We start from the raw sequence: 21,930 nt of genomic DNA, 5'->3' as shown, positions 1-21,930 counted from the left end.
GATCAGAGCGGGCGCTGGGCGGCCGAAGCCTGCAGCGCGTGGCGGGCGCCGCCCTCGGCAGCCTGGCTCGACGGCGAGGCTGCGGCCGGCTTGGCACCGGCCGGGGCCGAGCTGGCCGAAGCCGGCACCGGCCGTCCAAGGTTGGCCGCGATGATCCGCTGCACGGCCTTCTCGGCACCATCGTCCTGTCCGTTGTAGACCTGGGTCGATGCGAAGTCGGCGGCGCGCGGCGCATCGGCGAGCATCTTGCCGGTGCTGTTGGCCACGTCGACTTCTGCGTCCATCGACAGGCCGACGCGCAGCGGATTGGCCTTCAGCTCGTTGACGTCCAGGCTGACGCGCACCGGTACGCGTTGCACCACCTTGATCCAGTTGCCGGTGGCGTTCTGCGCCGGCAGCAGCGCAAACGCAGCACCCGTGCCGACGCCAAGGCCGGCGACCTTGCCGTGGTAGACCACCTTCTTGCCGTACACGTCGGCCGTCAGCGTCACGGGCTGGTCGATGCGGATGTTGCGCAACTGGCTTTCCTTGAAGTTCGCGTCGACCCACAACTGGCCCAATGGCACGATGGACATGAGCGGGGCGCCCGGCGCCACGCGCTGGCCCAGTTGGACCGTGCGCTTGGCCACGTAACCATCGACCGGCGCAGGCAGCGCGACGCGCTGCGTCGCCAGCCAGGCTTCGCGCACCTTTGCAGCGGCGGCCTGGACGCTGGGGTGTTCCTCGACCGTGGTGCCTTCGGTCAGCGAACGGTTGCTGGCCAGTTGCTCGCGGGCCGCCGCAACGCCCGCTTGTGCAGCCGCCAGCGCGCTGCGGGCGTTGGCGACTGCCGTCTCGGCATGGCTCAGCTCTTCCTTCGAGACCGCGCCATTGCCGGTGAGCGAGCGCCGGCGCTGCAGGTCGTCCTGTGCACGGGCGACGTCGGCCTGGGCCTTCACCACATCGGCTTGGCGCAGGTTGACCTGCGCGGCCAGCGAACCGTTGTTGACGTACAGCGTGCGCGCCTGCCGCACGGCCTGCCCCAGTGCAGCCTCCGCCTGGGAGAGCGCCACCTGGGCGTCGGCCGGGTCCAGTTGCACCAGCGGCTGGCCCTGCTTGACGTAGTCGGTCTCGTCGGCTGCGATGCTCATCACCGTGCCAGCCACCTGCGGCGTGATCTGGATGATGTTGCCCTGGACATAGGCGTTGTCGGTGGATTCGTAATGGCTCGCGACCAGCCACTCGTAGGCGGCCCAGCCGGCGCCAGCCACCACCACCACCGCGGCCAGGGTCGTCAGCGCCTTGCGGCGACGGGTGTTGGGCGCCTTCTCGTCGGCGGCCTGGGAAGAAGAAGCAATGTTGTCGTTCATGGTCTGGCTCCTTGCGGACGGGCGGGCGCTGCGTCTCAGCGCGCCGCGGCGGATTCGTTGAGGGCGGCCGTCTGCGCGGCCGCGGGGGCGTCGCCGGCCCAGCCGCCACCCAGGGCGCGAGCAAGCGAGGCCTGGGTATCGAGCGCCCGGGCCGCGAGGTCCACCGCTTGGCGGCGCTGGGTGAGCACCGCCGTCTCGGCGGTGAGCACATTCAGGTACGTGCCCAGTCCTGCCTGATAGCGCTGCAGGGCGATGTGGTAGGCGTCCTCGGCGGCGCGTTGCGCATTGCCTTGCTCGACCTGCTGCCGGCCGATCGACCGCGCGCTGGCGACCTGGTCGGCCACCTCGTGCACGGCATCGATCACGGCCCCGTTGTAGCTTTCAATGGCCGCGTCGTGGTCGGCCGCCTTGCCACCCAGGTTGGCTCGCAGGCGCCCGCCCTCGAAGATGGGCAGATGCAGCGCGGGCCCCACGCCCCATTGCAGGCTGCCCGACTTGAGCAGCTTGTCGAATCCGATGGACTGCGTGCCGACGAAGGCGGTCAGATTGATGTTGGGATAGAACTGGGCGCGGGCGCTCTCCTCGTCGCTCGCCGCCGCCTCGACGCGCCACCGGGCAGCCGCCACGTCAGGGCGGCGGGCGAGCAGGTCGGCGGGAATCTGCGTGGCGAGCGGCACCGCTCGCAACGACGCCAGTACGGGTGGCGCAAGACCACGGGTGGCGTCGGGCACGGCCACCAGCGCATCGAGTGCATGCCGGGCGTTCTCGATCTGCTCGTTCAGCACCTCGATCTGCTGGCGTGCCTCGGGCAGCCCGCCTTCGCTCTGCCGCTGCTCCAGCTGGGTGTCCAGGCCGGCCGACACGCGATCCCGCACCAGGCGCAGCGTCTCCTCGCGCTGGGCCAGTGTGCGGCGGGCGACATCGCGCTGCGCCTCCAGCCGCGCCCACTGGATGTAGCTGCGCGCCACATTGGTGGTCAGCAGGATGCGGGCCGCCTGGGCATCGGCCTGCGCGGCGCGTGCACTGCCGACCGCAGCCTGGATGGCCGCGCGGTTGCGGCCGAAGAAGTCCAGCTCCCAACTGCCATTGAGCTGCAGCGTGCCGTTTTCCTGTACCGTGCCGCCGAGCGCGCCATAGATGTAGTTCTCGCTATAGCGCTGTCGCAGCAGTTGGGCGTCGCCGCTGAGTTGCGGCCGCCCGGCTGCTTCGGCCACGCCGGTCGCCGCGAGCGCCTTGGCGACCCGAGCCTGGGCCACCTGCAGGCTGGGGCTGGCCGTCAGGGCCTGCTGCTCGAGCGTGTCGAGTTGGGCATCGCCGAAGGCATGCCACCACTGCGCGTCGACCTGCACGAAATCGTTGGCCGGCTGCGCGGTCGCCGGCACGCCCGCCTGCGCCGCATTCCGCATGCGGGCATGGGAGGCGATGCCTGCGGTGTCGGCACAGCCCGCGGCCAGCAACGCAACCGCCAGGCCCACCGCCATCAGCGCCGGACGGCCCTCGCGGCCCTGGGTCGAAGAAAAAGTCATCGCGAAACTCCTTGGCCCGATGCCCGATGGCATGCGGCCTGCTTTCTCTGGGCGTTCCCCAGGATGCGGTTCAGGTAATCCTTGAGCTGCTCCCACTCCACCTGCGTGAAGCCGGCGAGCATCTCGTTGTGGACCCGGCTGAGCACGGCCGGCACCTTCTGGGCGGCACTCAGGCCTTCGGGCGTCAATTCGAGGTTGACGACCCGCCGGTCCTCCTGCGAGCGCACCCGGCGCACCAGCCCCTTGGCTTCGAGCCGATCCAGCAGACGCGTCATGGCACCGGTGTCCAGTTGGCACTCACGGGCCAGTTCGGCCACCGTGCCAGCGCTGCCCATGTGCAGCTTGTGCAGGGGCACCCACTGCGGATAGGTCGGGCCGCCAGGCTCGACCAGTTCGCTTTCGACCGCCTGCGACACGCAGGTCAGGATGCGCTTCATTGCGTAGCCCAGGCTTTCCTCGGCGGTGTAGCTCTCGGCCCGATAGAAATCCACGGGCGGCGGCCCGGCGGTGCCGCCGGGCGGAGTCGTCTCTGATTTGGACATGGGCGGATATTATTTGCCTCGTCAAATATTGTCAAGGCTGATTCTGGGGCGGCAAGGTCTCGTTAGAATCCGCGCCGCCCGGCCACTGCGCCGCGATTGCCCGCACTCCTGTGAAGAACGCCAAAAGCTCCCCCCGCTCGCTCGCCGGCCTGGCGCCCTTTCTTCGCCCCTACCGCCTCCAGATTGCGATGGCGGCTCTGTTCCTGGTCATGGCGGCGGTCACGACCCTGGTGTTTCCCATCGCGCTTCGCGGCCTGATCGACGCCGGTCTCGCACCCAAGGCACCCGGCGATCAGGTGATGGCACTGCGCGAGCACTTCCTGGCCCTGTTCGGCGTGGCGATCGCGCTGGGGCTCTTCTCTGCCGCGCGCTTCTACACGGTGAGTTGGCTGGGCGAGCGCATCACGGCCGACGTACGCACCGCCGTCTACGGTCGCGTGCTGCAACAGAGCCCGCAGTTCTTCGAGACCACCCAGACCGGCGAGGTGCTGTCGCGCCTCACGGGCGACACGACGCTGGTCCAGACCGTGGTGGGCTCTTCTCTCAGCATGGGCTTGCGCAATGCGGTCATGGGCGTCGGCGCGCTGGCCATGCTGATCTGGACCAATCCCTGGCTGATGGCCCAGGTGGCGCTGGTGCTCGTGCTCGTCGTGCTGCCGGCCATGGCCTTCGGTCGCCGGGTCCGGCGGCTCTCCCGAGCCAGCCAGGACCGCGTGGCCGACGCCAGCGCCATCGCGGCCGAGGTGCTCAATGCCATTCCGGTCGTGCAAAGCTACACGGCCGAGACCCGCGAGGCCGAGCGCTTTGCCGGCTCCACCCAGGCGGCCTTCGAGACGGCCGTGCGGCGCACCAAGGCGCGGGCCGTGCTGGTCGCCTTCATCATCATTGCCACCTCGGCCGCCTTGCTCTGGGGCCTTTACGCCGGCACGCAGGCCGTGCTGCGGGGCGAGATCAGTCCCGGCCACATGGGCCAGACGGTGGTCTACGTGGTCATCCTGGCGAGCGCGCTGGCCGTGTTGGGCGAGGTCTACGGCGACCTGCTGCGCGCGGCCGGCGCCACCGAACGGCTGATGGAACTGCTGCACGCGCCCATCGCCATTTCGTCGCCGGAGGCCGCGCAGGCCGCGCCACCCGCCTCCGCAGGCGCCCAGGTGGTGCTGGAGGATGTCGGCTTCTATTACCCCTCACGTCCGGGCACGGCGGCCCTGCGCCACTTCTCGCTCGACGTGGCGCCTGGCGAAACCGTGGCCCTGGTGGGCGAGAGCGGCGCGGGCAAGAGCACCGTGTTCCAACTGCTGCTGCGCTTCTTCGATCCGCAGACCGGCGACATCCGGCTGGACGGTCAGTCGCTGCGTCGATTTGCGCTGGATGACCTTCGGGGACGCATCGGCCTGGTGCCGCAGGACGCCGTGATCTTCTCGACCACGGCGCTCGAGAACATTCGCTATGGCCGGCCCGACGCGACGGAGGCCGAAGTCCGGCATGCGGCCCGCCTTGCGCACGCCGAGGGCTTCATCGACGCCCTGCCCGACGGCTTCCACACCTTCCTGGGGGAACGCGGCGTGCGCCTGTCGGGGGGGCAGAAGCAGCGTCTCTCGATTGCACGCGCCATCCTGAAGGCACCACCGCTGCTGCTGCTGGACGAGGCCACCTCGGCGCTCGATGCGGAAAGCGAACGGGTCGTTCAGGCCGCCCTCGAATCGGCAATGGAGGGTCGTACCACGCTGGTCATTGCCCACCGCCTTGCGACGGTGCAAAGGGCCGACCGCATCGTGGTGCTGGACCACGGCGCCATCGTCGAACAAGGCACCCATGCCGAATTGATCGCCCGCGGCGGCAGCTACGCCAAGCTGGCGGCGCTGCAGTTCACGGCCTGAGCCTGCTGCCGCACCCCGTTTCGGGAATCCCGCACTTCGCGCCAATGCGGCGTCGCCCAGACACAACAAAGCCCGCACACGGCGGACTGAGTCATCGGTGGCGAGCGCGGTGCAACAGCCTGGTTGGGCGACCGCGCATCGATCCACAAGCCTACTGCAAGGTTTCCTTAAGTGCAGGCGGCAGCGGCAGCGGCAACACCGCAATGCCTTCCTCCAGCAAAGCGGCGGTCTCCTCGGGCGTGGCTTGGCCGCGGATTCCGCGCTCTTCCACCTCGCCGTGATGCATGCGCCGCGCTTCCCGCGCAAACCGGTCGCCCACGTCTTCGGTCCTGGCCAGCACCTCCCGGACGGCGCGCATCCAGCGGGCTTCCGGGGTCTGCTCCGGCGGTAGTTGGGGCTGCACTTCGGCCGGCAGCGCCTCGCGGCCGGCGCCGAGGTTGAGACGCGGTGCGCTCAGGCCTTTGACAATGGCCTTGTCACCACAAAGCGGGCATTCGACCTGGCCACCGTCGCGCTGGGTCTCGAACTCCGAGTCGGAGCCGAACCAGCCCTCGAAACCGTGGCCATGGGCACAACGCAGATTCAGGACCTTCATGGCGCGGAATTATCCGCAGCCCGCCATTCCAGTGCCCAGTTGCAGGAAAGCACGTTCTGCATCCAGACCGAACAGGCCAGCGTCTTGGCATCCGTCACCGTGCCATCACGGCACCAGCCCAGCAGATCCGCGGGCGCTGCTGTGAACACGTCGAGGAACTCGCCCTGGTCGAGTTTGCGATCGCCGGCACTCAGGCCGCGCGCGAAGTAGATGTGGATGACCTCCGTCGAGTAGGCCACGGCCAGGTGCATCACCCCGGCCTTGGCCCACTCGCGGGCGCGGTAGCCGGTTTCTTCCAGCAGTTCGCGCTGCCCGCACACCAGAGGATCCTCGCCGGCGTCGAGCTTACCGGCCGGGAACTCGACCATGACCTGGCCCACGGGGTATCGGAACTGGCGCTCGAGCACGACACGTCCGTCATCCAGCAGCGGAATGACCACCACCGCGCCCGGGTGGATGACGTACTCGCGCGTCGCGGTCCCGCCGTCGGGCAGCGCGACCGTGTCACGGTATGCGCGCAGGAACCGCCCCTCGAACAGCGGCTCCGACGCGACCTTCTTTTCTTCCAGGTGGGCGATGTCAGCGGTCACGGTTCAGTGTCCTTTGCGTTTGAGGAGGTAGCGCCAGATGAAGCCCGGAAAGGCGAGCACCAGGAAGAAGGCGGCCGTCACCGCATAGAACTCCCAGCCCTGCGCCGCCACCATGCCCTGCTTGCCCTCGAAGAGCCTGCCGACCATGCCGGCCAGCAGATAGCACAGCACCAGTTCGCCCAGACGCACCGCGAGCGGCTTGACCTCCGTGCGCCAGGGCAGCACGGCGAACAGCCGCTCGTTCAGGAAAGGCAGGTTGGCCAGGACCAGCGCAACGCCGAGGACGACCCAGGCCGATGCGTTGCTGCCCACAGCGCGATCAGTTGCCCAGCGTGGCCACGATGGCCCGGGCACACAGGGTCATCAAGCCGCCGGGCAGGATGCCCAGGATCAGGATCAGGGCGCCGTTGACCGACAGCACGGCCCGAACGTCGCGCGGTGCCGCCACCGTGGTGGCCGTCAGCGGCGCGTCGAAGTACATCACCTTCACCACGCGCAGGTAGTAGAAGGCGCCGATCAGCGACATGATCACGGCGAACACCGCCAGACCGATGTACACGCCCTGCCCCGAAGCCAGCAGCGCCTGCAGCACCGCCAGCTTGGCATAGAAGCCGACCAGCGGCGGAATGCCGGCCAGCGAGAACATGGCGATGGCCATCACGCCGGCATACAGCGGGCTGCGCTGGTTGAGGCCGGCCAGGTCGGAGATCTCCTCGCTCTCGAAGCCTTCGCGGGCCAGCAGCAGGATGATGCCGAAGCTGGCCAGCGTGGTCAGCACGTAGGTGACGATGTAGAACATCGAGGCGCTGTAGGCGTACTGGGCGTTGAGCGTGTTGCCATCGATCACGCCAGCCACCAGACCGAGCAGCACGAAGCCCATCTGCGCGATGGTCGAGTACGCCAGCATGCGCTTGAGGTTGGTCTGCGCCACGGCGGCCAGATTGCCCACCAGCAGCGAGGCGACGGCAAGCACGGCCAGCATCTGCTGCCAGTCGAAGGCGAGCGGCAGCATGCCTTCCACCAGCAGGCGGATGACGATGGCGAAGGCGGCCAACTCGGGCGCGGCGCCGATCAGCAACGTCACGGCAGTGGGCGCGCCGTGGTAGACGTCCGGCAGCCACATGTGGAAGGGCGCGGCACCCAGCTTGAAGGCCAGGCCGGCGACGATGAACACCAGGCCGAACACCAGCACCTGGTGGTTCACCTTGCTGCTGGCGATGCTCTTGAAGACCTCGTTGACGTCCAGCGAGCCGGTGGCGCCGTACATCATCGACATGCCATACAGCAGGAAACCGCTCGCCATAGCGCCGAGCACGAAGTACTTCATCGCGGCTTCGCTGGCGGTGGCGTGGTCGCGGCGCAGGGCCACCAGGGCGTAGCTGGACAGCGTCAGCAGTTCCAGGCCCAGGTAGATCATCAGGAAGTTGCTGCCCGAGATCATCACGAACATGCCCAGCAGCGAGAACAGGCTGAGCGTGAACATCTCGCCGCCGCGCAGCATCTGGCGATCAGCGGCGTAGGGTCGGCCATAGACCAGGGTCACCATCAACGCGATCGCCGAAAAGCACTTGAGCCAGTTGCTCATGGGATCGCTCACCACCATGCCGCCGAAGCCATGGAAGGTGTGACCAGCCACCGCACTCATCCCGGTCAGCAGCGCCGTGGCCGCCAGCGTCAGAAGCGTCAGCAAATGTGTGGCTGTGCGGTGCGCGCTCTTCACGCGCAGGTCGAACAAAGTGATGACGCATGCCATCACCAGAAGCAGGATCTCGGGGTAGACAGCCGCCCAGCTGAGTTTGTCAATCATCTCGTTCTCTTATCTGCGTGGACTCGGATCAGGGCAGCTTGGAGGCAGCCACGTGACGCAGCAACTCGGCAACCGAAGCATCCATCACATCGGTGAAGGGCTTGGGATCGAGGCCCATCCACAGCACGGCCACCGCCAGCACGGCGAGCATGAAGAACTCGCGGCCGTTGATGTCCGTCAGTTCCTTCACGTGGTCGTTGCCGATGGGGCCCAGGTACACGCGCTTGTACATCCACAGGGTGTAGGCGGCGCCGAAGATCAGCGCGGTGGCAGCCATCAGGCCGATCCAGAAGTTGGCCTTCACGGCGCCCAGGATCACCATCCATTCGCCCACGAAGCCGGCGGTGGCAGGCAGGCCGCAGTTGGCCATGGCGAACAGCAGCGCGAAGGCCGAGAACTTGGGCATGACGTTGACCACCCCACCGTAGTCGGCGATCTGGCGCGAGTGCATGCGGTCGTACAGCACGCCGATGGACAGGAACATGGCGCCCGACACGAAGCCGTGGGCGATCATCTGCACGATGCCGCCAGCCACGCCGAGCGGATTGAAGATGAAGAAGCCCAGCGTCACGAAGCCCATGTGGGCGACCGACGAATAGGCCACCAGCTTCTTCATGTCGCGCTGGACCATGGCCACCAGGCCCACATAGATCACGGCCACGATCGACAACGCGATCATCAGCCAGGCCCACTCGCGGGCCGCGTCGGGGGCAATCGGCATCGAGAAGCGCAGGAAGCCGTAGGCACCCAGCTTCAGCATGATGGCGGCCAGCACGGCGGAGCCGCCGGTGGGCGCTTCCACGTGCACATCAGGCAGCCAGGTGTGCACGGGCCACATCGGCACCTTCACGGCGAAGGCCGCGAAGAAAGCAAAAAAGATCAGCGTCTGCGCCGTCGAGCCCAGGGGTGTCCGATGCCAGGTGGCGATGTCGAAGCTGCCGCCCGAAGCACGGTACAGGTACACCAGCGCCACCAGCATCAGCAGCGAGCCGAGCAGCGTGTACAGGAAGAACTTGAAGGCCGCGTAGATCCGGTTCGGGCCGCCCCAGATGCCGATGATCAGATACATCGGGATCAGCGTGGCCTCGAAGAACACGTAGAACAGCATGCCGTCGAGCGCGGCGAAGACGCCGATCATCAGGCCCGACAGGATCAGGAACGCGCCCATGTACTGGTTGACGCGCTCGGTGATCACCTCCCAGGCCGAGATCACGACGATCACGGTGATGAAGGCCGTGAGCAGCACGAACCACATCGACAGGCCATCGACGCCCAGGTGGTAGTTGATGTTGAAGCGCTCAATCCACGGCGCGCGCTCGACGAACTGCATCGCGGCGGTGCCGGTCTGGAAGCGCGTGTACACCGGAATGGTGACGAGGAAGCTCGCCACCGACCCGACGAGTGCCGCCCAGCGCACGAAGCGCGCCTGGTCGTCCCGCCCGAACGCCAGCAGCAAGGCACCGATCACGATCGGCAGCCAGATGGCAAGGCTCAGCAAACCCATTTTTCTTGTTCTCCAGCCCGCGTCAGCGCTTGAACCAGACGAAGTACGTCATGAGAAGGAACACCCCCAGCAGCATCGCGAAGGCGTAGTGATAGATGTAGCCGGACTGGATCCAGCGGATGGCCGCCGAGATGCGGCCCACCAGCTTCCACGAGCCGTTGACCAGCGCGCCATCGATGACGGCCTGGTCGCCACCCTTCCAGAGGCCGGTGCCCAGCGCACGGGCACCACGGGCCAGGATGTTCTCGTTGATCCAGTCGAGGTAGTACTTGTTCTCGAGCAGGTTGTAGATCGGCATGCAAGCGCGCTTGATGGCCGCCGGCAGCGCCGGGTTGACCATGTACATGTAGTACGACAGGGCCACGCCGGCGATGGCCAGCCACAGCGGCAGGCTGGTCAGCGAATGCAGGGCCATGGCGACCGGGCCGTGGATGTCCTCGCGCAGTTCGGCCATCGCGGGGTGGCGCGCCACGTCGACGAAGATCACGCCCTCAAAGAAGCTGTTCAGCATCGGCATCAGCGTGAAGAAGCCGATCACCACCGACGGGATCATCAGCAGCAGCAGCGGCACCGTCACCACCTTGGGCGACTCGTGCGGCTCGTGGTGGCCATGGCCGTGATGGTCGTCGTGGCCGTGGCCATGCGCGTCGTCATGGTGCGCGTCCGGGTTCTGGTCGTAGCGCTCCTTGCCGTGGAAGACCAGGAAGTAGAGGCGGAACGAATAGAAGGCCGTGACGAACACGCCGGCGACCACCGAGAAGTAGGCGAAGCCCGCCGCCGGCAGATGGCTGGCGTGCACCGCCTCGATGATGGCGTCCTTGGAATAGAAGCCCGAGAAGAAGGGCGTGCCGATCAGGGCCAGGGAGGCCAGCAGGAAGGTGATCCAGGTGATGGGCATGTACTTGCGCACGCCGCCCATCCAGCGGATGTCCTGGTTGTGGTGCATGCCCATGATGACCGAGCCGGCACCGAGGAACAGCAGCGCCTTGAAGAAGGCGTGCGTCATCAGGTGGAACACGGCGACCGGGTAGGCCGACACGCCCAGCGCCACGGTCATGTAGCCCAGCTGCGACAGCGTCGAATAGGCCACCACGCGCTTGATGTCGTTCTGGATGATGCCCAGGAAGCCCATGAACAGCGCCGTGATCGAACCGATCACCAGGATGAAGTTCAGGGCCGTGTCCGACAGCTCGAACAGCGGCGACATGCGCGACACCATGAAGATGCCGGCGGTCACCATCGTGGCGGCGTGGATCAGCGCGGAGATGGGCGTCGGGCCTTCCATCGAGTCCGGCAGCCACACGTGCAGCGGGAACTGCGCGCTCTTGCCCATCGCACCGATGAACAGGCAGATGCAGATCACGGTGATCAGCATCCAGTCGGTGCCCGGAAAGCCCAACTTGCCCAGCTCACCCGACTTGGCAAAGATCTCGGTGTAGTTGAGCGTGCCCGTGTAGGCCGCGATCAGGCCGATGCCGAGGATGAAGCCGAAGTCGCCCACGCGGTTGACCAGGAAGGCCTTCATGTTGGCGAAGATCGCCGTCGGCTTGTTGTACCAGAAGCCGATCAGCAGGTACGACACCAGACCCACCGCCTCCCAGCCGAAGAACAGCTGCAGCAGGTTGTTGCTCATCACCAGCATCAGCATGGAAAAGGTGAAGAGCGAGATGTAGGCGAAGAAGCGGTTGTAGCCTTCGTCCTCTTCCATGTAGCCGATGGTGTAGACGTGCACCATCAGCGACACGAAGGTGACGACGCACATCATCATGGCCGTCAGGCTGTCGATCATGAAACCGACTTCCATCTTCAGGCCGCCGACGACCATCCATTCGTAGATGGTGGCGTTGAAGCGGGCGCCGTCGACGGCCACGCTGTAGAGCGTCATGGCCGACAGCACGAAGGCGATCAACACGCCGAGGATGGTCAGCGAATGCGAGGCGGCGCGGCCGATGCGGTTGCCGCCGAACTGCGTGCCGAGGATGCCGGCGAGCACGCAACCGACCAGCGGCGCCAGCGGGACCGCCAGCAGGGTGGATGCAGACAAGGTCGTGGCCATCGTTATCCCTTCAGCGCGTCGAGTTCATCGACGTTGATGGTCGACTTGTTGCGGAACAGCAGCACGAGCAGTGCCAGGCCGATGGCCGATTCGGCCGCTGCCACGGTGAGGATGAAGAACACGAAGATCTGTCCGTGCATGTCGCCCAGGTAGGAGGAGAAGGCGACGAAGTTCATGTTGACCGCCAGCAGCATCAGCTCGATGCACATCAGCAGCACGATGAGGTTCTTGCGGTTCAGGAAGATGCCGATGACGGCCATCGCGAACAGGATGGCGCCAAGCGACAGGTAGTGGCCGAGGGTCAATGTCATCACTTGCTCTCCCCTTCCGCGACCGGCGCGGCGGGTTGCGGGGCCTGGGTGGGCGCCACCTTGACCACCTGCAGGCGGTCGCTGGCCTTCACATGGATCTGGTCCTTGACGTCGACGTAGCGCGTGTCCTTGCGACGGCGCAGCGTCAGCGCAATGGCGGCGATCATGGCCACGACCAGGATCACGGCGGCGACCTGCACCGGATAGACGTATTCGCTGTAGAGCAGCAGGCCCAGGGCCTTGGTGTTGGACACCTGGCTCGTCGCCGCCACGGCGTCGGCCGCGGAGGTCTGAAGGCGGAAGCCGCCCATCAGCACATAGGCCATCTCGAGGGCGATCACCACACCCACCAGCGCGGCCAGCGGAAAGTGCTTCCAGAAGTTCTGGCGCAGGTGATCGACGTTGAGGTCGAGCATCATCACCACGAAGAGGAAGAGCACCATCACCGCGCCGAGGTACACCAGCACGAGCACGATGGCCAGGAACTCGGCCTTGAGCAGAAGCCACACGGCCGAGGCCTGCGAGAAGGCGAGCATCAGGTACAGCACCGCATGCACGGGATTGCGGGCGGTCACGACCCGGAAGGCTGCAAAGAGCAGCACGACCGAGAACAGGTAGAAGAAGCCGGTCTTGGCGTCCATGGTTTTTCTTTTCGCTTCGCCGGTTCAGCGGTACTTGGCGTCAGCCGCCTTGTTGGCCGCGATCTCTTGCTCGTAGCGGTCGCCCACTGCCAGGAGCATGTCCTTGGTGAAGTACAGGTCACCGCGCTTCTCGCCGTGGTACTCCAGGATGTGCGTCTCGACGATTGAGTCGACCGGGCAACTCTCTTCGCAGAAGCCGCAGAAGATGCACTTGGTCAGGTCGATGTCGTAGCGGGTGGTCCGGCGCGTGCCATCGTCGCGCACGGCGGACTCGATGGTGATGGCCACGGCAGGGCACACGGCCTCGCAGAGCTTGCAGGCGATGCAGCGCTCTTCGCCGTTCTCATAACGGCGCAGCGCATGCAGGCCGCGGAAGCGCGGCGACAGCGGGGTCTTTTCTTCCGGGAACTGGACGGTCACCTTGCGGCGCAGCGCATAGCGCCCCGTCAGGGCCATGCCCTTGAACAGTTCCACGAGCATGAAGCTCTTGAAGAAGTCCTTGATCGAAAAAGGAGAAGCAGCGACGGCAGTCATTCGTGGTCCACCTTATTTCCAGATGTTCCAGGGCGTCTGCATCCAGCCGCCGACGATCAGCAGCCAGACCAGCGTGACGGGGATGAAAATCTTCCAGCCCAGGCGCATGATCTGGTCGTAGCGGAAGCGCGGGAAGGTGCCGCGGATCCAGATGAACAGCGACAGCACGAAGAAGGTCTTCAGGCCCAGCCAGATCCAGCCGGGGATGAAGGCCAGGATGCCCACCGGGGGCAGCCAGCCGCCCAGGAACATGAGCACGGCCAGGATCGACACGAGCCACATGCTGGCGTATTCGGCCAGGAAGAAGATCGCGAAGCCCATGCCCGAGTACTCGACCATGTGGCCGGCCACGATCTCGGCCTCGCCTTCCACCACGTCGAAGGGGTGGCGGTTGGTTTCGGCCACGCCCGAGATCAGGTAGACGATGAAGATAGGCAGCAGCGGCAGCCAGTTCCAGGACAGGAAGGACAGGCCCATGTCGGCGAAGGTGCCCTTGCCCTGCACGGCGACGATGTCGCCCAGGCTCAGGCTGCCCGAGACCATGATCACCACGACGAAGCAGAAGCCCATCGCGATTTCATAGCTCACCATCTGGGCCGAGGCGCGCAGTGCGCCCAGGAAGGCGTACTTCGAGTTCGAGGCCCAGCCGGCGATGATCACGCCGTACACCTCGATGGAGGTGATGGCCATGATCAGCAGCAGGCCGGCGTTGACATTGGCGATGACCGCGTCGGGGCCGAAGGGAATGGCCACCCAGGCCGCGAGGGCCGGCATGATGGCCATGACCGGGCCGAGGCGGAACAGGCCGGAGCTCGCCGCCGTCGGGTTGATCAGCTCCTTGGTCAGCAGCTTGACCGCATCGGCGATCGGCTGCAGCAGGCCGAAGGGACCGACCCGGTTGGGTCCGTGGCGCACCTGGATCCAGCCGAGGAACTTGCGCTCCCACAGCGTGGCGTAGGCCACGGCGCCCAGCACCGGCAGCAGCACGGCGATGATCTTGAGCAGCGCCCAGATGACAGGCCAGCCGCCGGCCGTCCACCAGTGGGCGCCGATGAGTCCGTAGCCGGCGTTGTACAGCGCGTCGATCATGCCGACACCTCCTGTGCCGTCGCGGCGCGGCGGCCGTCGGTCGTCAGTTGCAGCGACGGTGCACGACGCACCAGCGAGTCCAGTTGGTAGATGGCGGCGGCGACCGGCGCGGCCTGGCCGGCGGCCGAGGCAGAAGCCAGGTCGACGACCGGGGCGTCATTGCCCAGACGCTCCGCGGCGACGAAGTCGGCAGCGGACGAACCACGCACCTTGGCCATCACGTCCTGCGTCGACTCGAAGTCGAAGCCCGACAGGCCCAGCAGGTTGCCCAGCACGCGCAGCACCTTCCACGCGGGACGTGCCTCGCCCAGGGGGCGCACCACGGCATGGAAGCTCTGGATGCGGCCTTCGGCATTGACGAAGGTACCCGGCGTCTCGCTGAAGGGCGCGATGGGCAGCAGCACGTCGCTGAATTCCAGGTTGGCCTTGAAGGGGCTCAGCGTGACCACCATCTGCGCCTGACCCAGTGCGTCCGCGGCACGCGCACCGGCGGCCGAATCGGACACCGGCTCGGTGTTGAGCAGCAGCGCCGCCTTGAGGCCGCCTGACAGCATCTGGCCGGCGTTCAAGCCGTTGGCGCCGGGCTGGGCATTGACCCACTGGGCGCCGACGGTGTTGGCTGCTTCCGTCAGGTAGCCGACGCTGGCGCCGGTCTGGGTGCCGATCCACTGGGCCAGCGCCAACAGGCGCGAAGCCTCGGCATGGTGCGCGGCGCCGTTGCCCAGCAGGATGGCCTTGCGCTCGCCGCCCACCAGAGCCTGCGCCACACCGCGCGCGGCATCGGTCACATCCGCCTGTGCGGGCGCGGCGATGCCCTTCTCGGCCGCCACGGCAGCGGCGATCTGGGCCAGCGCGCCGTACCAGCCGGCCGCGTCGACCTGATGGAAGCCGGCCAGCGGCATAGCCCACGAGGCGTCGGCCGCCAGTTGCTCGGCCGATGCGATGGCGAACAGCTTGCCGCCCTTGCGCACCGACTGGCGGATGCGCTGCGCGAACAGCGGATGGTCCTTGCGCAGGTTGCTGCCCACCACCAGCACGCGCTGCAGGTTGGACAGCGAGGCGATGGAGGTGCCCAGCCAGCGAATGCCACCAGCGACATTACCGAAGTCGGCATGGCGCAGGCGGTGGTCGATGTTCTCGCTGCCGAGGCCGCGCACCAGGGCGCCGGCCAGGGCCAGCTCTTCCACGGTGCTGTGCGGGCTCACCAGCGCGCCGATGGCGGCGGCGCCGTGGTCGGCCTTGATCTGCTTGAGGCCGTTGGCGACGTACTCGAGGGCCGTCTGCCAGTCCACGGCCTGCCATTGACCGCCCTGCTTGAGCATGGGCTGCGTCAGGCGCTCTTCGCTGCCGAGTGCTTCATAGGAGAAGCGGTCGCGGTCGGCGATCCAGCACTCGTTGACGTCCTCGTTCTCCAGCGGCAGAACGCGCATCACGCGGTTGTTCTTGACCTGGACGATCAGGTTGGCGCCGGTGGAATCGTGCGGGCTCACCGACTTGCGGCGCGACAGTTCCCAGGTACGGGCGCTGTAGCGGAAGGGCTTGCTCGTGAGCGCGCCGACCGGGCAGATGTCGATCATGTTGCCCGACAGCTCGGAGTCGACGGTGTCGCCGACCACGGTGGTGATCTCGGAGTGCTCGCCCCGGTTCACCATGCCCAGTTCCATGATGCCGGCCACTTCCTGGCCGAAGCGCACGCAGCGGGTGCAGTGGATGCAGCGGCTCATCTCCTCCATGGAGATCAGCGGGCCCACATCCTTGTGGAACACCACGCGCTTTTCTTCCTGGTAGCGCGAGGCGCCGCCGCCGTAGCCGACCGCCAGATCCTGCAGCTGGCATTCGCCGCCCTGGTCGCAGATGGGGCAGTCCAGCGGATGGTTGATCAGCAGGAACTCCATGACCGACTTCTGGGCCTTGACGGCCTTGTCGGACTGGGTGCGCACGATCATGCCCTGCGTGACGGGCGTGGCGCAGGCCGGCATCGGCTTGGGCGCCTTCTCCACGTCCACCAGGCACATGCGGCAGTTGGCGGCGATGGAGAGCTTCTTGTGGTAGCAGAAATGCGGGATGTAGGTCCCGGCCTTGTCGGCCGCATGCATGACCATGCTGCCTTCGGCCACTTCGACCTTCTTGCCGTCGAGTTCGATTTCGATCATGTGAGGTTCTCGCTCCCGCTCAGGCCTGGGCCGGCGTCTTCGGCACGTAGCCGGGCACCATGGCCTCGAACTCGTGACGGAAGTGCTTCAGCATGGCACGCACGGGCATGGCCGCGGCATCGCCCAGCGCGCAGATCGTGCGCCCCTGGATGTTGTCGGCCACGGAATTCAGCAGGTCCATGTCGGAGGCGCGGCCTTCGCCATGGTGGATGCGGTCGACCACGCGCCACAGCCAGCCCGTGCCTTCGCGGCAGGGCGTGCACTGGCCGCAGGACTCGTGCATGTAGAAGTAAGACAGGCGCTTGAGCGACTCGACCATGCAGCGGCTGTCGTCCATCACGATGACGGCACCCGAGCCGAGCATGGAGCCGGCCTTGGCGATGGAGTCATAGTCCATCGTGCAGGACATCATGATGTCGGCCGGCAGCACCGGCGCGGACGAGCCGCCGGGGATCACGGCCTTGAGCTTGCGGCCCTTGCGCACGCCGCCCGCCAGCTCCAGCAGCTTGGAGAAGGGCGTGCCCATCGGCACTTCGTAGTTGCCGGGCAGCTCGACGTCGCCCGAGACCGAGTAGATCTTGGTGCCGCCGTTGTTGGGCTTGCCGCACTCGAGGTAGGCCTGGCCGCCGTTGCGGATGATCCAGGGCACCGCCGCGAAGGTCTCGGTGTTGTTGATCGTGGTCGGCTTGCCGTACAGGCCGAAGCTGGCCGGAAACGGCGGCTTGAAGCGCGGCTGGCCCTTCTTGCCTTCCAGCGATTCGAGCAGCGCGGTTTCTTCGCCGCAGATGTAGGCGCCGAAGCCATGGTGCGCATGCAGCTGGAAGCTGAAGTTACTGCCCATGATGTTGCCGCCCAGGTAGCCGGCGGCACGCGCCTCTTCCAGGGCGGCCTCGAAGCGTTCGTACACCTCGAAGATCTCGCCGTGGATGTAGTTGTAGCCCACGCTGATGCCCATGGCATACGCCGCGATCGCCATGCCTTCGATGACGATGTGCGGGTTGAACATGAGGATGTCGCGGTCCTTGCAGGTGCCGGGCTCGCCTTCGTCCGAGTTGCAGACCAGGTACTTCTGGCCCGGGAACTGGCGGGGCATGAAGCTCCACTTCAGGCCCGTCGGAAAGCCCGCGCCGCCGCGGCCGCGCAGGCCGGAGGTCTTGACCTCGGCGATCACCTGGTCCTGCGTCAGGCCCTCGGTGAGGATCTTGCGCAGCGCCTGGTAGCCGCCGCGTGCTTCATAGTCGGCAAGGCTCCAGTTGGTGCCGTCCAGGCCGGCATAGATCTGCGGCTCGATGTGGCGGCCATGGAAGCAGGTCTGCACGCCGGTGGCGCGGAACTGCGAGAGGACTTGATCGGGGGTCATCAGCGCTTCTCCCCTTGCGGCTCGGCGGCGCGCAGGCCGTCGACCAGTTGGTCGAGCTTCTCGTTGCTCATGAAGCTGCACATGGTGCGGTCGTTCACCAGCATCACCGGGGAATCGGCACAGGCGCCCAGGCACTCGCTCTGCTGCAGCGTGAACATGCCGTCGGCGGTGGTCTCGCCCATCTTGATGCCCAGCTTGGCTTCGAGGTGGTGCAGGGCCTTGTAGCCGTCGCGCAGCTGGCACGGCAGGTTGGTGCAGACGTTCAGCTTGAACCTGCCCACCGGCTGCTGGTTGTACATGTTGTAGAACGTGGTCACTTCGCGCGCCGCGATCTGGGGCATGCCCAGGTAGGCGGCCACGGCAGCCTCGTTCTCGTCGCTCACCCAGCCGTAAACCTGCTGCACGATGGACAGGCAGGCCATCACGGCCGACTGGCGGCCGGCGTCGCTGTCGGGGTACTTGGCGACTTCGCGGGCGAAGCGGTCGAGCACATCCTGCGGCAGGGCCGCGGGTGCGATGGGAGGATTGTTGAGGGAGTCGCTCATCGATCGATCTCTCCGAAGACGATGTCCAGCGTGCCGATGATGGCCACGGTGTCGGCCAGCATGTGGCCGCGCGCCATCTCGTCGAGCGCGGCCAGGTGCACGAAGCCCGGCGGCCGGATCTTCAGGCGGTAAGGCTTGTTGGCACCGTCGCTGACGAGGTAGATGCCGAACTCGCCCTTGGGATGCTCGACGGCGGCATAGGCCTCGCCCTCGGGCACGCGGAAGCCCTCGGTGAAGAGCTTGAAGTGATGGATCAGCTCTTCCATGCTGGCCTTCATGGCCTCGCGCTTGGGAGCCGCCACCTTGTGGTTGTCCGTGATGACCGGGCCGGGGTTGGCCTTGAGCCACTTCACGCACTGGGCAATGATGCGGTTCGACTGGTTGAGCTCCTCCATGCGCACGAGGTAGCGGTCGTAGCAATCGCCGGTCTTGCCCACCGGGATGTCGAAGTCGAGCTGGTCGTAGACGTCGTAGGGCTGCGTCTTGCGCAGGTCCCAGGCGATGCCCGAGCCGCGCAGCATCGGGCCGGTGAGGCCCAGGTTGAGCGCGCGGTCGGCGTCCATGACGCCGATGCCCACGGTCCGCTGCTTCCAGATGCGGTTGTCGGTCAGCAGCGTGTGGTACTCGGCCAGGTAAGTGTCGAAGCGCTTCGTGAAGTCTTCGAGGAAGTCCAGCAGCGAACCCTGGCGGTTCTCGTTCATGCGAGCGAGGGCCTTGGCGTTCTTGATCTTGCTGTGCTTGTACTGCGGCATGCTGTCGGGCAGGTCGCGGTACACGCCGCCCGGACGGAAGTACGCGGCATGCATGCGCGCGCCAGAGACGGCCTCGTAGGCGTCGAACAGGTCTTCGCGCTCGCGGAAAGCGTAGATCAGGATCGTGGAACTGCCGCAGTCGTTGCCGTGCGAGCCCAGCCACATCAGGTGGTTGAGCATGCGGGTGATCTCCGAGAACATCACGCGGATGTACTGGGCACGGATCGGCACTTCCAGGCCGAGCAGCTTCTCGATGGCCAGGCAGTAGGCGTGCTCGTTGCACATCATGGACACGTAGTCGAGACGGTCCATGTAGGGCAGCGACTGGATGAAGGTCTTGTGCTCGGCCAGCTTCTCGGTGGCGCGGTGCAGCAGGCCGATGTGCGGGTCGGCGCGTTGCACCACTTCGCCGTCGAGCTCCAGCACCAGGCGCAGCACACCGTGCGCGGCCGGGTGCTGCGGCCCGAAGTTGAGCGTGTAGTTCTTGATTTCAGCCATGGGTCGGTCGGGGGTTCAGTGCAGGCCGCCGTAGTGCTCTTCGCGGATCACGCGGGGCGTGATCTCGCGCGGCTCGATGGTCACCGGCTGGTAGACCACGCGCTGCATCTGCTCGTCGTAGCGCATCTCGACATGGCCCGACAGTGGGAAGTCCTTGCGGAACGGGTGGCCGATGAAGCCGTAGTCGGTCAGGATGCGGCGCAGGTCCGGGTGGCCGTCGAAGACGATGCCGTACAGGTCGAAGGCCTCGCGCTCGAACCAGTTGGCCGCGGCCCACAGCTCGTTGACAGAGGCGATCACCGGCAGGTCGTCGTCGGGGCAGAAGACGCGCACGCGCACACGCTGGTTGAGGCTCACCGACAGCAGATGCGCCACCACGGCGAAGCGCGGGCCTTCCCACACCTCGTCGCGCCAGGCGGAATAGTCCATCCCGCACAGGTCGATGAGCTGCTCGAACTGCATGCCGGCGGTGTCGCGCAGCGTCTTCATCACGTCCAGGTAATTGGCGGCGCTGACGATGATCGTCACCTCGCCCAACGCGAGGCTGACCTCGCGCACCTTGTCGCCCAGGGCGAGTGCAAGCTGGTCCTTCAGGACCTGCGGATCAATGGCAATCGATGTCATGGGAGGGGCGCGCTCAGGCACGCGCGATGGTGTTGGTGCGGCGCACCTTCTGCTGCAGCTGGATGATCCCGTAGATCAGCGCCTCGGCCGTCGGCGGGCAGCCGGGCACGTAGACGTCGACCGGCACGATGCGGTCGCAGCCGCGCACCACCGAATAGCTGTAGTGGTAGTAGCCGCCGCCGTTGGCGCAGGAACCCATGGACAGCACCCAGCGGGGCTCGGCCATCTGGTCGTACACCTTGCGCAGGGCCGGCGCCATCTTGTTGCACAGCGTGCCGGCCACGATCATCAGATCGGACTGGCGCGGACTGGCCCGGAACACTTCGGCGCCGAAGCGGCCGATGTCGTAGCGGGCCGCGGCCGCGTGCATCATCTCGACCGCGCAGCAGGCGAGGCCGAAGGTCATGGGCCACAGCGAGCCCGTCTTTGCCCAGTTCACCACCGCGTCGTAGGACGTGGTGATGAAGCCTTCCTTGAACACACCTTCAATGGCCATGGCCAGCTTTTCCTCTCGGGTTGCTTCGCCTCATTCCCAGTCCAGGGCGCCTTTTTTCCACTCGTAGGCGAAGCCCACGACGAGGATGGCCAGGAACACCACCGCCGCCCAGAAGCCCAGCGGACCCACCTCCTTGAAGGCGACGGCCCACGGGAAGAGGAAGGCGATTTCCAGGTCGAAGAGGATGAAGAGAATGGCGACGAGGTAGTAGCGGACGTCGAACTGCATGCGGGCGTTCTCGAACGCCTCGAAGCCGCACTCGTAAGGGGAATTCTTGGCCGCGTCGGGCCGGTTCGGGCCCAGAACGAAACCCAGAACTTGCGGGAGTATGCCTACCGCCACCCCCACCAGAATGAACAACAGAACGGGAAGGTAGGTCGCGAGGTTCATCGGGGGGCTCTATCACCGCTTGCCACCGACCGATGGCCAGACCCGTTGCAGGTTGGCGCATCAGCCGGTGCAGATTGGTGCCGTCGGCGAGACTCGAACTCGCACAGCTTTCGCCACTACCCCCTCAAGATAGCGTGTCTACCAATTTCACCACGACGGCGGTTTACGCTTGCCCCGGATGGCATGAGGAACCAAGAAGGTTATTGGCTTTCCGGGGCAGCCTTGGAGTTTACCCTGAAATGCCCCGGTTTGGACAGGACTGCATCACAAAGTGATGCCCGGGGCATGCCTGTGTCACTTGGCCGGGATCTGGGCCGCGTCCGAAGCGGGCGCAGCAGGTGCGGGCACGGCATTGCCGGCCGGGATCTGGGAAGCCGGCGCCGTGATGGGCGCCCGCTCGAGCAAGCTGTCGCCGCCGGCCGCCCGCGGCGTACCGAAATAGGCCAGCAGCAGCGTGCAGGCAAAGAACAGGGCGGCCAGCACGGCAGTGGTGCGCGACAGGAAGTTGGCACTGCCGCTGGCACCGAACAGGCTGCCGGCACTGCCGCTGCCGAACGCGGCGCCCATGTCGGCGCCTTTGCCGTGCTGCAGGAGGATCAGGCCCACCATGGCGATGGCGGCCAGGATCTGCACGGCGATGAGGATGTTGTGGACGATGGTCATGTGTGGAGAACTCCTTGAAGGGGGCGAT

General features: G+C 66.4%; 22 protein-coding genes and 1 tRNA gene. 1 reads left to right on the top strand and 22 read right to left on the bottom strand.

The genetic code is table 11. The features are described 5' to 3' along the window. Positions 1-2: 2 nt before the first annotated feature. From DFR41_RS19700 to DFR41_RS19690, 3 genes are read right to left on the bottom strand one after another with little or no spacing between them, the layout of a single operon-like run. A complete protein-coding gene (locus DFR41_RS19700; protein ID WP_017761168.1) occupies positions 3-1,349 on the bottom strand; it encodes an HlyD/EmrA/EmrK family protein in 1,347 nt (448 codons plus the stop codon). A gap of 35 nt (positions 1,350-1,384) precedes the next feature. Next, complete coding sequence (locus DFR41_RS19695; RefSeq protein WP_114803983.1) at positions 1,385-2,875, bottom strand: efflux transporter outer membrane subunit; 1,491 nt, start codon at positions 2,873-2,875, stop codon at positions 1,385-1,387. Continuing rightward, complete coding sequence (locus tag DFR41_RS19690; RefSeq protein ID WP_017756914.1) at positions 2,872-3,417, bottom strand: MarR family winged helix-turn-helix transcriptional regulator; 546 nt, start codon at positions 3,415-3,417, stop codon at positions 2,872-2,874. Before DFR41_RS19690 ends, DFR41_RS19695 begins: the two co-directional genes overlap by 4 nt. Positions 3,418-3,605: 188 nt before the next feature. Here DFR41_RS19690 and DFR41_RS19685 point away from each other — a divergent pair, with 188 nt between their 5' ends. After that, entirely contained in the window at positions 3,606-5,294 is a 1,689-nt protein-coding gene (locus DFR41_RS19685; protein ID WP_425326713.1) for an ABC transporter transmembrane domain-containing protein, read from the top strand. Positions 5,295-5,445: 151 nt separating this feature from the next. Here the strand turns inward: DFR41_RS19685 and DFR41_RS19680 are convergent, their stop codons facing one another. The 19 genes from DFR41_RS19680 to secG all read right to left on the bottom strand — a co-directional run bounded on the left by DFR41_RS19680 (position 5,446) and on the right by secG (position 21,902). Next, positions 5,446-5,889, bottom strand: a complete 444-nt coding sequence (locus DFR41_RS19680) for a DUF1178 family protein (protein ID WP_114803981.1) — start codon at positions 5,887-5,889, stop codon at positions 5,446-5,448. After that, positions 5,886-6,479 carry an NUDIX domain-containing protein gene (locus DFR41_RS19675; protein WP_017756917.1) on the bottom strand — a complete coding sequence of 198 codons (594 nt, stop codon included), beginning with the start codon at positions 6,477-6,479 and terminating at the stop codon, positions 5,886-5,888. The genes DFR41_RS19680 and DFR41_RS19675 overlap by 4 nt, the downstream gene beginning before the upstream one ends. 3 nt (positions 6,480-6,482) lie before the next feature. Then, complete coding sequence (locus tag DFR41_RS19670; RefSeq protein WP_017756918.1) at positions 6,483-6,791, bottom strand: DUF2818 family protein; 309 nt, start codon at positions 6,789-6,791, stop codon at positions 6,483-6,485. A 7-nt stretch (positions 6,792-6,798) separates the two neighbouring features. Further along, positions 6,799-8,286, bottom strand: a complete 1,488-nt coding sequence (gene nuoN, locus DFR41_RS19665) for an NADH-quinone oxidoreductase subunit NuoN (RefSeq protein WP_114803980.1) — start codon at positions 8,284-8,286, stop codon at positions 6,799-6,801. Positions 8,287-8,314: 28 nt separating this feature from the next. Continuing rightward, a complete protein-coding gene (locus DFR41_RS19660) occupies positions 8,315-9,790 on the bottom strand; it encodes an NADH-quinone oxidoreductase subunit M (RefSeq protein ID WP_114803979.1) in 1,476 nt (491 codons plus the stop codon). A 22-nt stretch (positions 9,791-9,812) separates the two neighbouring features. Further along, complete coding sequence (nuoL, locus tag DFR41_RS19655) at positions 9,813-11,846, bottom strand: NADH-quinone oxidoreductase subunit L (protein WP_114803978.1); 2,034 nt, start codon at positions 11,844-11,846, stop codon at positions 9,813-9,815. A gap of 2 nt (positions 11,847-11,848) precedes the next feature. Further along, positions 11,849-12,157, bottom strand: coding sequence for an NADH-quinone oxidoreductase subunit NuoK (gene nuoK / locus DFR41_RS19650; RefSeq protein ID WP_017756922.1), 309 nt, complete (start codon positions 12,155-12,157; stop codon positions 11,849-11,851). Next, a complete protein-coding gene (locus DFR41_RS19645; RefSeq protein ID WP_114803977.1) occupies positions 12,157-12,798 on the bottom strand; it encodes an NADH-quinone oxidoreductase subunit J in 642 nt (213 codons plus the stop codon). The genes nuoK and DFR41_RS19645 overlap by 1 nt, the downstream gene beginning before the upstream one ends. Before the next feature lie 24 nt (positions 12,799-12,822). Continuing rightward, the gene (nuoI, locus tag DFR41_RS19640) at positions 12,823-13,332 is read right to left on the bottom strand and encodes an NADH-quinone oxidoreductase subunit NuoI (protein ID WP_017756924.1); all 510 of its coding nucleotides are present in this window, start codon (positions 13,330-13,332) and stop codon (positions 12,823-12,825) included. A 12-nt stretch (positions 13,333-13,344) separates the two neighbouring features. Then, a complete protein-coding gene (gene nuoH, locus DFR41_RS19635) occupies positions 13,345-14,421 on the bottom strand; it encodes an NADH-quinone oxidoreductase subunit NuoH (protein ID WP_114803976.1) in 1,077 nt (358 codons plus the stop codon). After that, positions 14,418-16,574, bottom strand: a complete 2,157-nt coding sequence (gene nuoG / locus DFR41_RS19630) for an NADH-quinone oxidoreductase subunit NuoG (RefSeq protein WP_114803975.1) — start codon at positions 16,572-16,574, stop codon at positions 14,418-14,420. The genes nuoH and nuoG overlap by 4 nt, the downstream gene beginning before the upstream one ends. A 19-nt stretch (positions 16,575-16,593) precedes the next feature. After that, the gene (gene nuoF / locus DFR41_RS19625; protein ID WP_017756927.1) at positions 16,594-17,934 is read right to left on the bottom strand and encodes an NADH-quinone oxidoreductase subunit NuoF; all 1,341 of its coding nucleotides are present in this window, start codon (positions 17,932-17,934) and stop codon (positions 16,594-16,596) included. After that, positions 17,934-18,479, bottom strand: a complete 546-nt coding sequence (locus DFR41_RS19620; RefSeq protein ID WP_114803974.1) for an NADH-quinone oxidoreductase subunit NuoE family protein — start codon at positions 18,477-18,479, stop codon at positions 17,934-17,936. Before DFR41_RS19620 ends, nuoF begins: the two co-directional genes overlap by 1 nt. Further along, positions 18,476-19,729 (bottom strand): NADH-quinone oxidoreductase subunit D, encoded by a 1,254-nt coding sequence (locus DFR41_RS19615; RefSeq protein WP_017756929.1) that lies wholly within the window; start codon positions 19,727-19,729, stop codon positions 18,476-18,478. The genes DFR41_RS19620 and DFR41_RS19615 overlap by 4 nt, the downstream gene beginning before the upstream one ends. A 15-nt stretch (positions 19,730-19,744) precedes the next feature. Then, positions 19,745-20,353 (bottom strand): NADH-quinone oxidoreductase subunit C, encoded by a 609-nt coding sequence (locus DFR41_RS19610; RefSeq protein ID WP_114803973.1) that lies wholly within the window; start codon positions 20,351-20,353, stop codon positions 19,745-19,747. 13 nt (positions 20,354-20,366) lie between these two features. Beyond that, positions 20,367-20,849 (bottom strand): NuoB/complex I 20 kDa subunit family protein, encoded by a 483-nt coding sequence (locus DFR41_RS19605; RefSeq protein WP_017756931.1) that lies wholly within the window; start codon positions 20,847-20,849, stop codon positions 20,367-20,369. Between the two features lie 30 nt (positions 20,850-20,879). Beyond that, positions 20,880-21,239: an NADH-quinone oxidoreductase subunit A gene (locus tag DFR41_RS19600; RefSeq protein WP_017756932.1), complete on the bottom strand. Its 360-nt coding sequence runs from the start codon at positions 21,237-21,239 to the stop codon at positions 20,880-20,882. A gap of 75 nt (positions 21,240-21,314) precedes the next feature. Beyond that, positions 21,315-21,399, bottom strand: a tRNA-Leu gene (locus DFR41_RS19595). 134 nt (positions 21,400-21,533) lie between these two features. Then, on the bottom strand, positions 21,534-21,902 hold the full coding sequence (gene secG, locus DFR41_RS19590; protein ID WP_017756933.1) for a preprotein translocase subunit SecG: 369 nt from the start codon (positions 21,900-21,902) through the stop codon (positions 21,534-21,536). Positions 21,903-21,930 lie beyond the last annotated feature (28 nt).

Source organism: Pseudacidovorax intermedius (genome assembly GCF_003350475.1).
In the GTDB taxonomy this organism is placed as follows: domain Bacteria; phylum Pseudomonadota; class Gammaproteobacteria; order Burkholderiales; family Burkholderiaceae_C; genus Xenophilus; species Xenophilus intermedius.
Note: the sequence above shows the minus strand (reverse complement) of the source record. Positions and strands in the feature narration are given on the sequence as shown.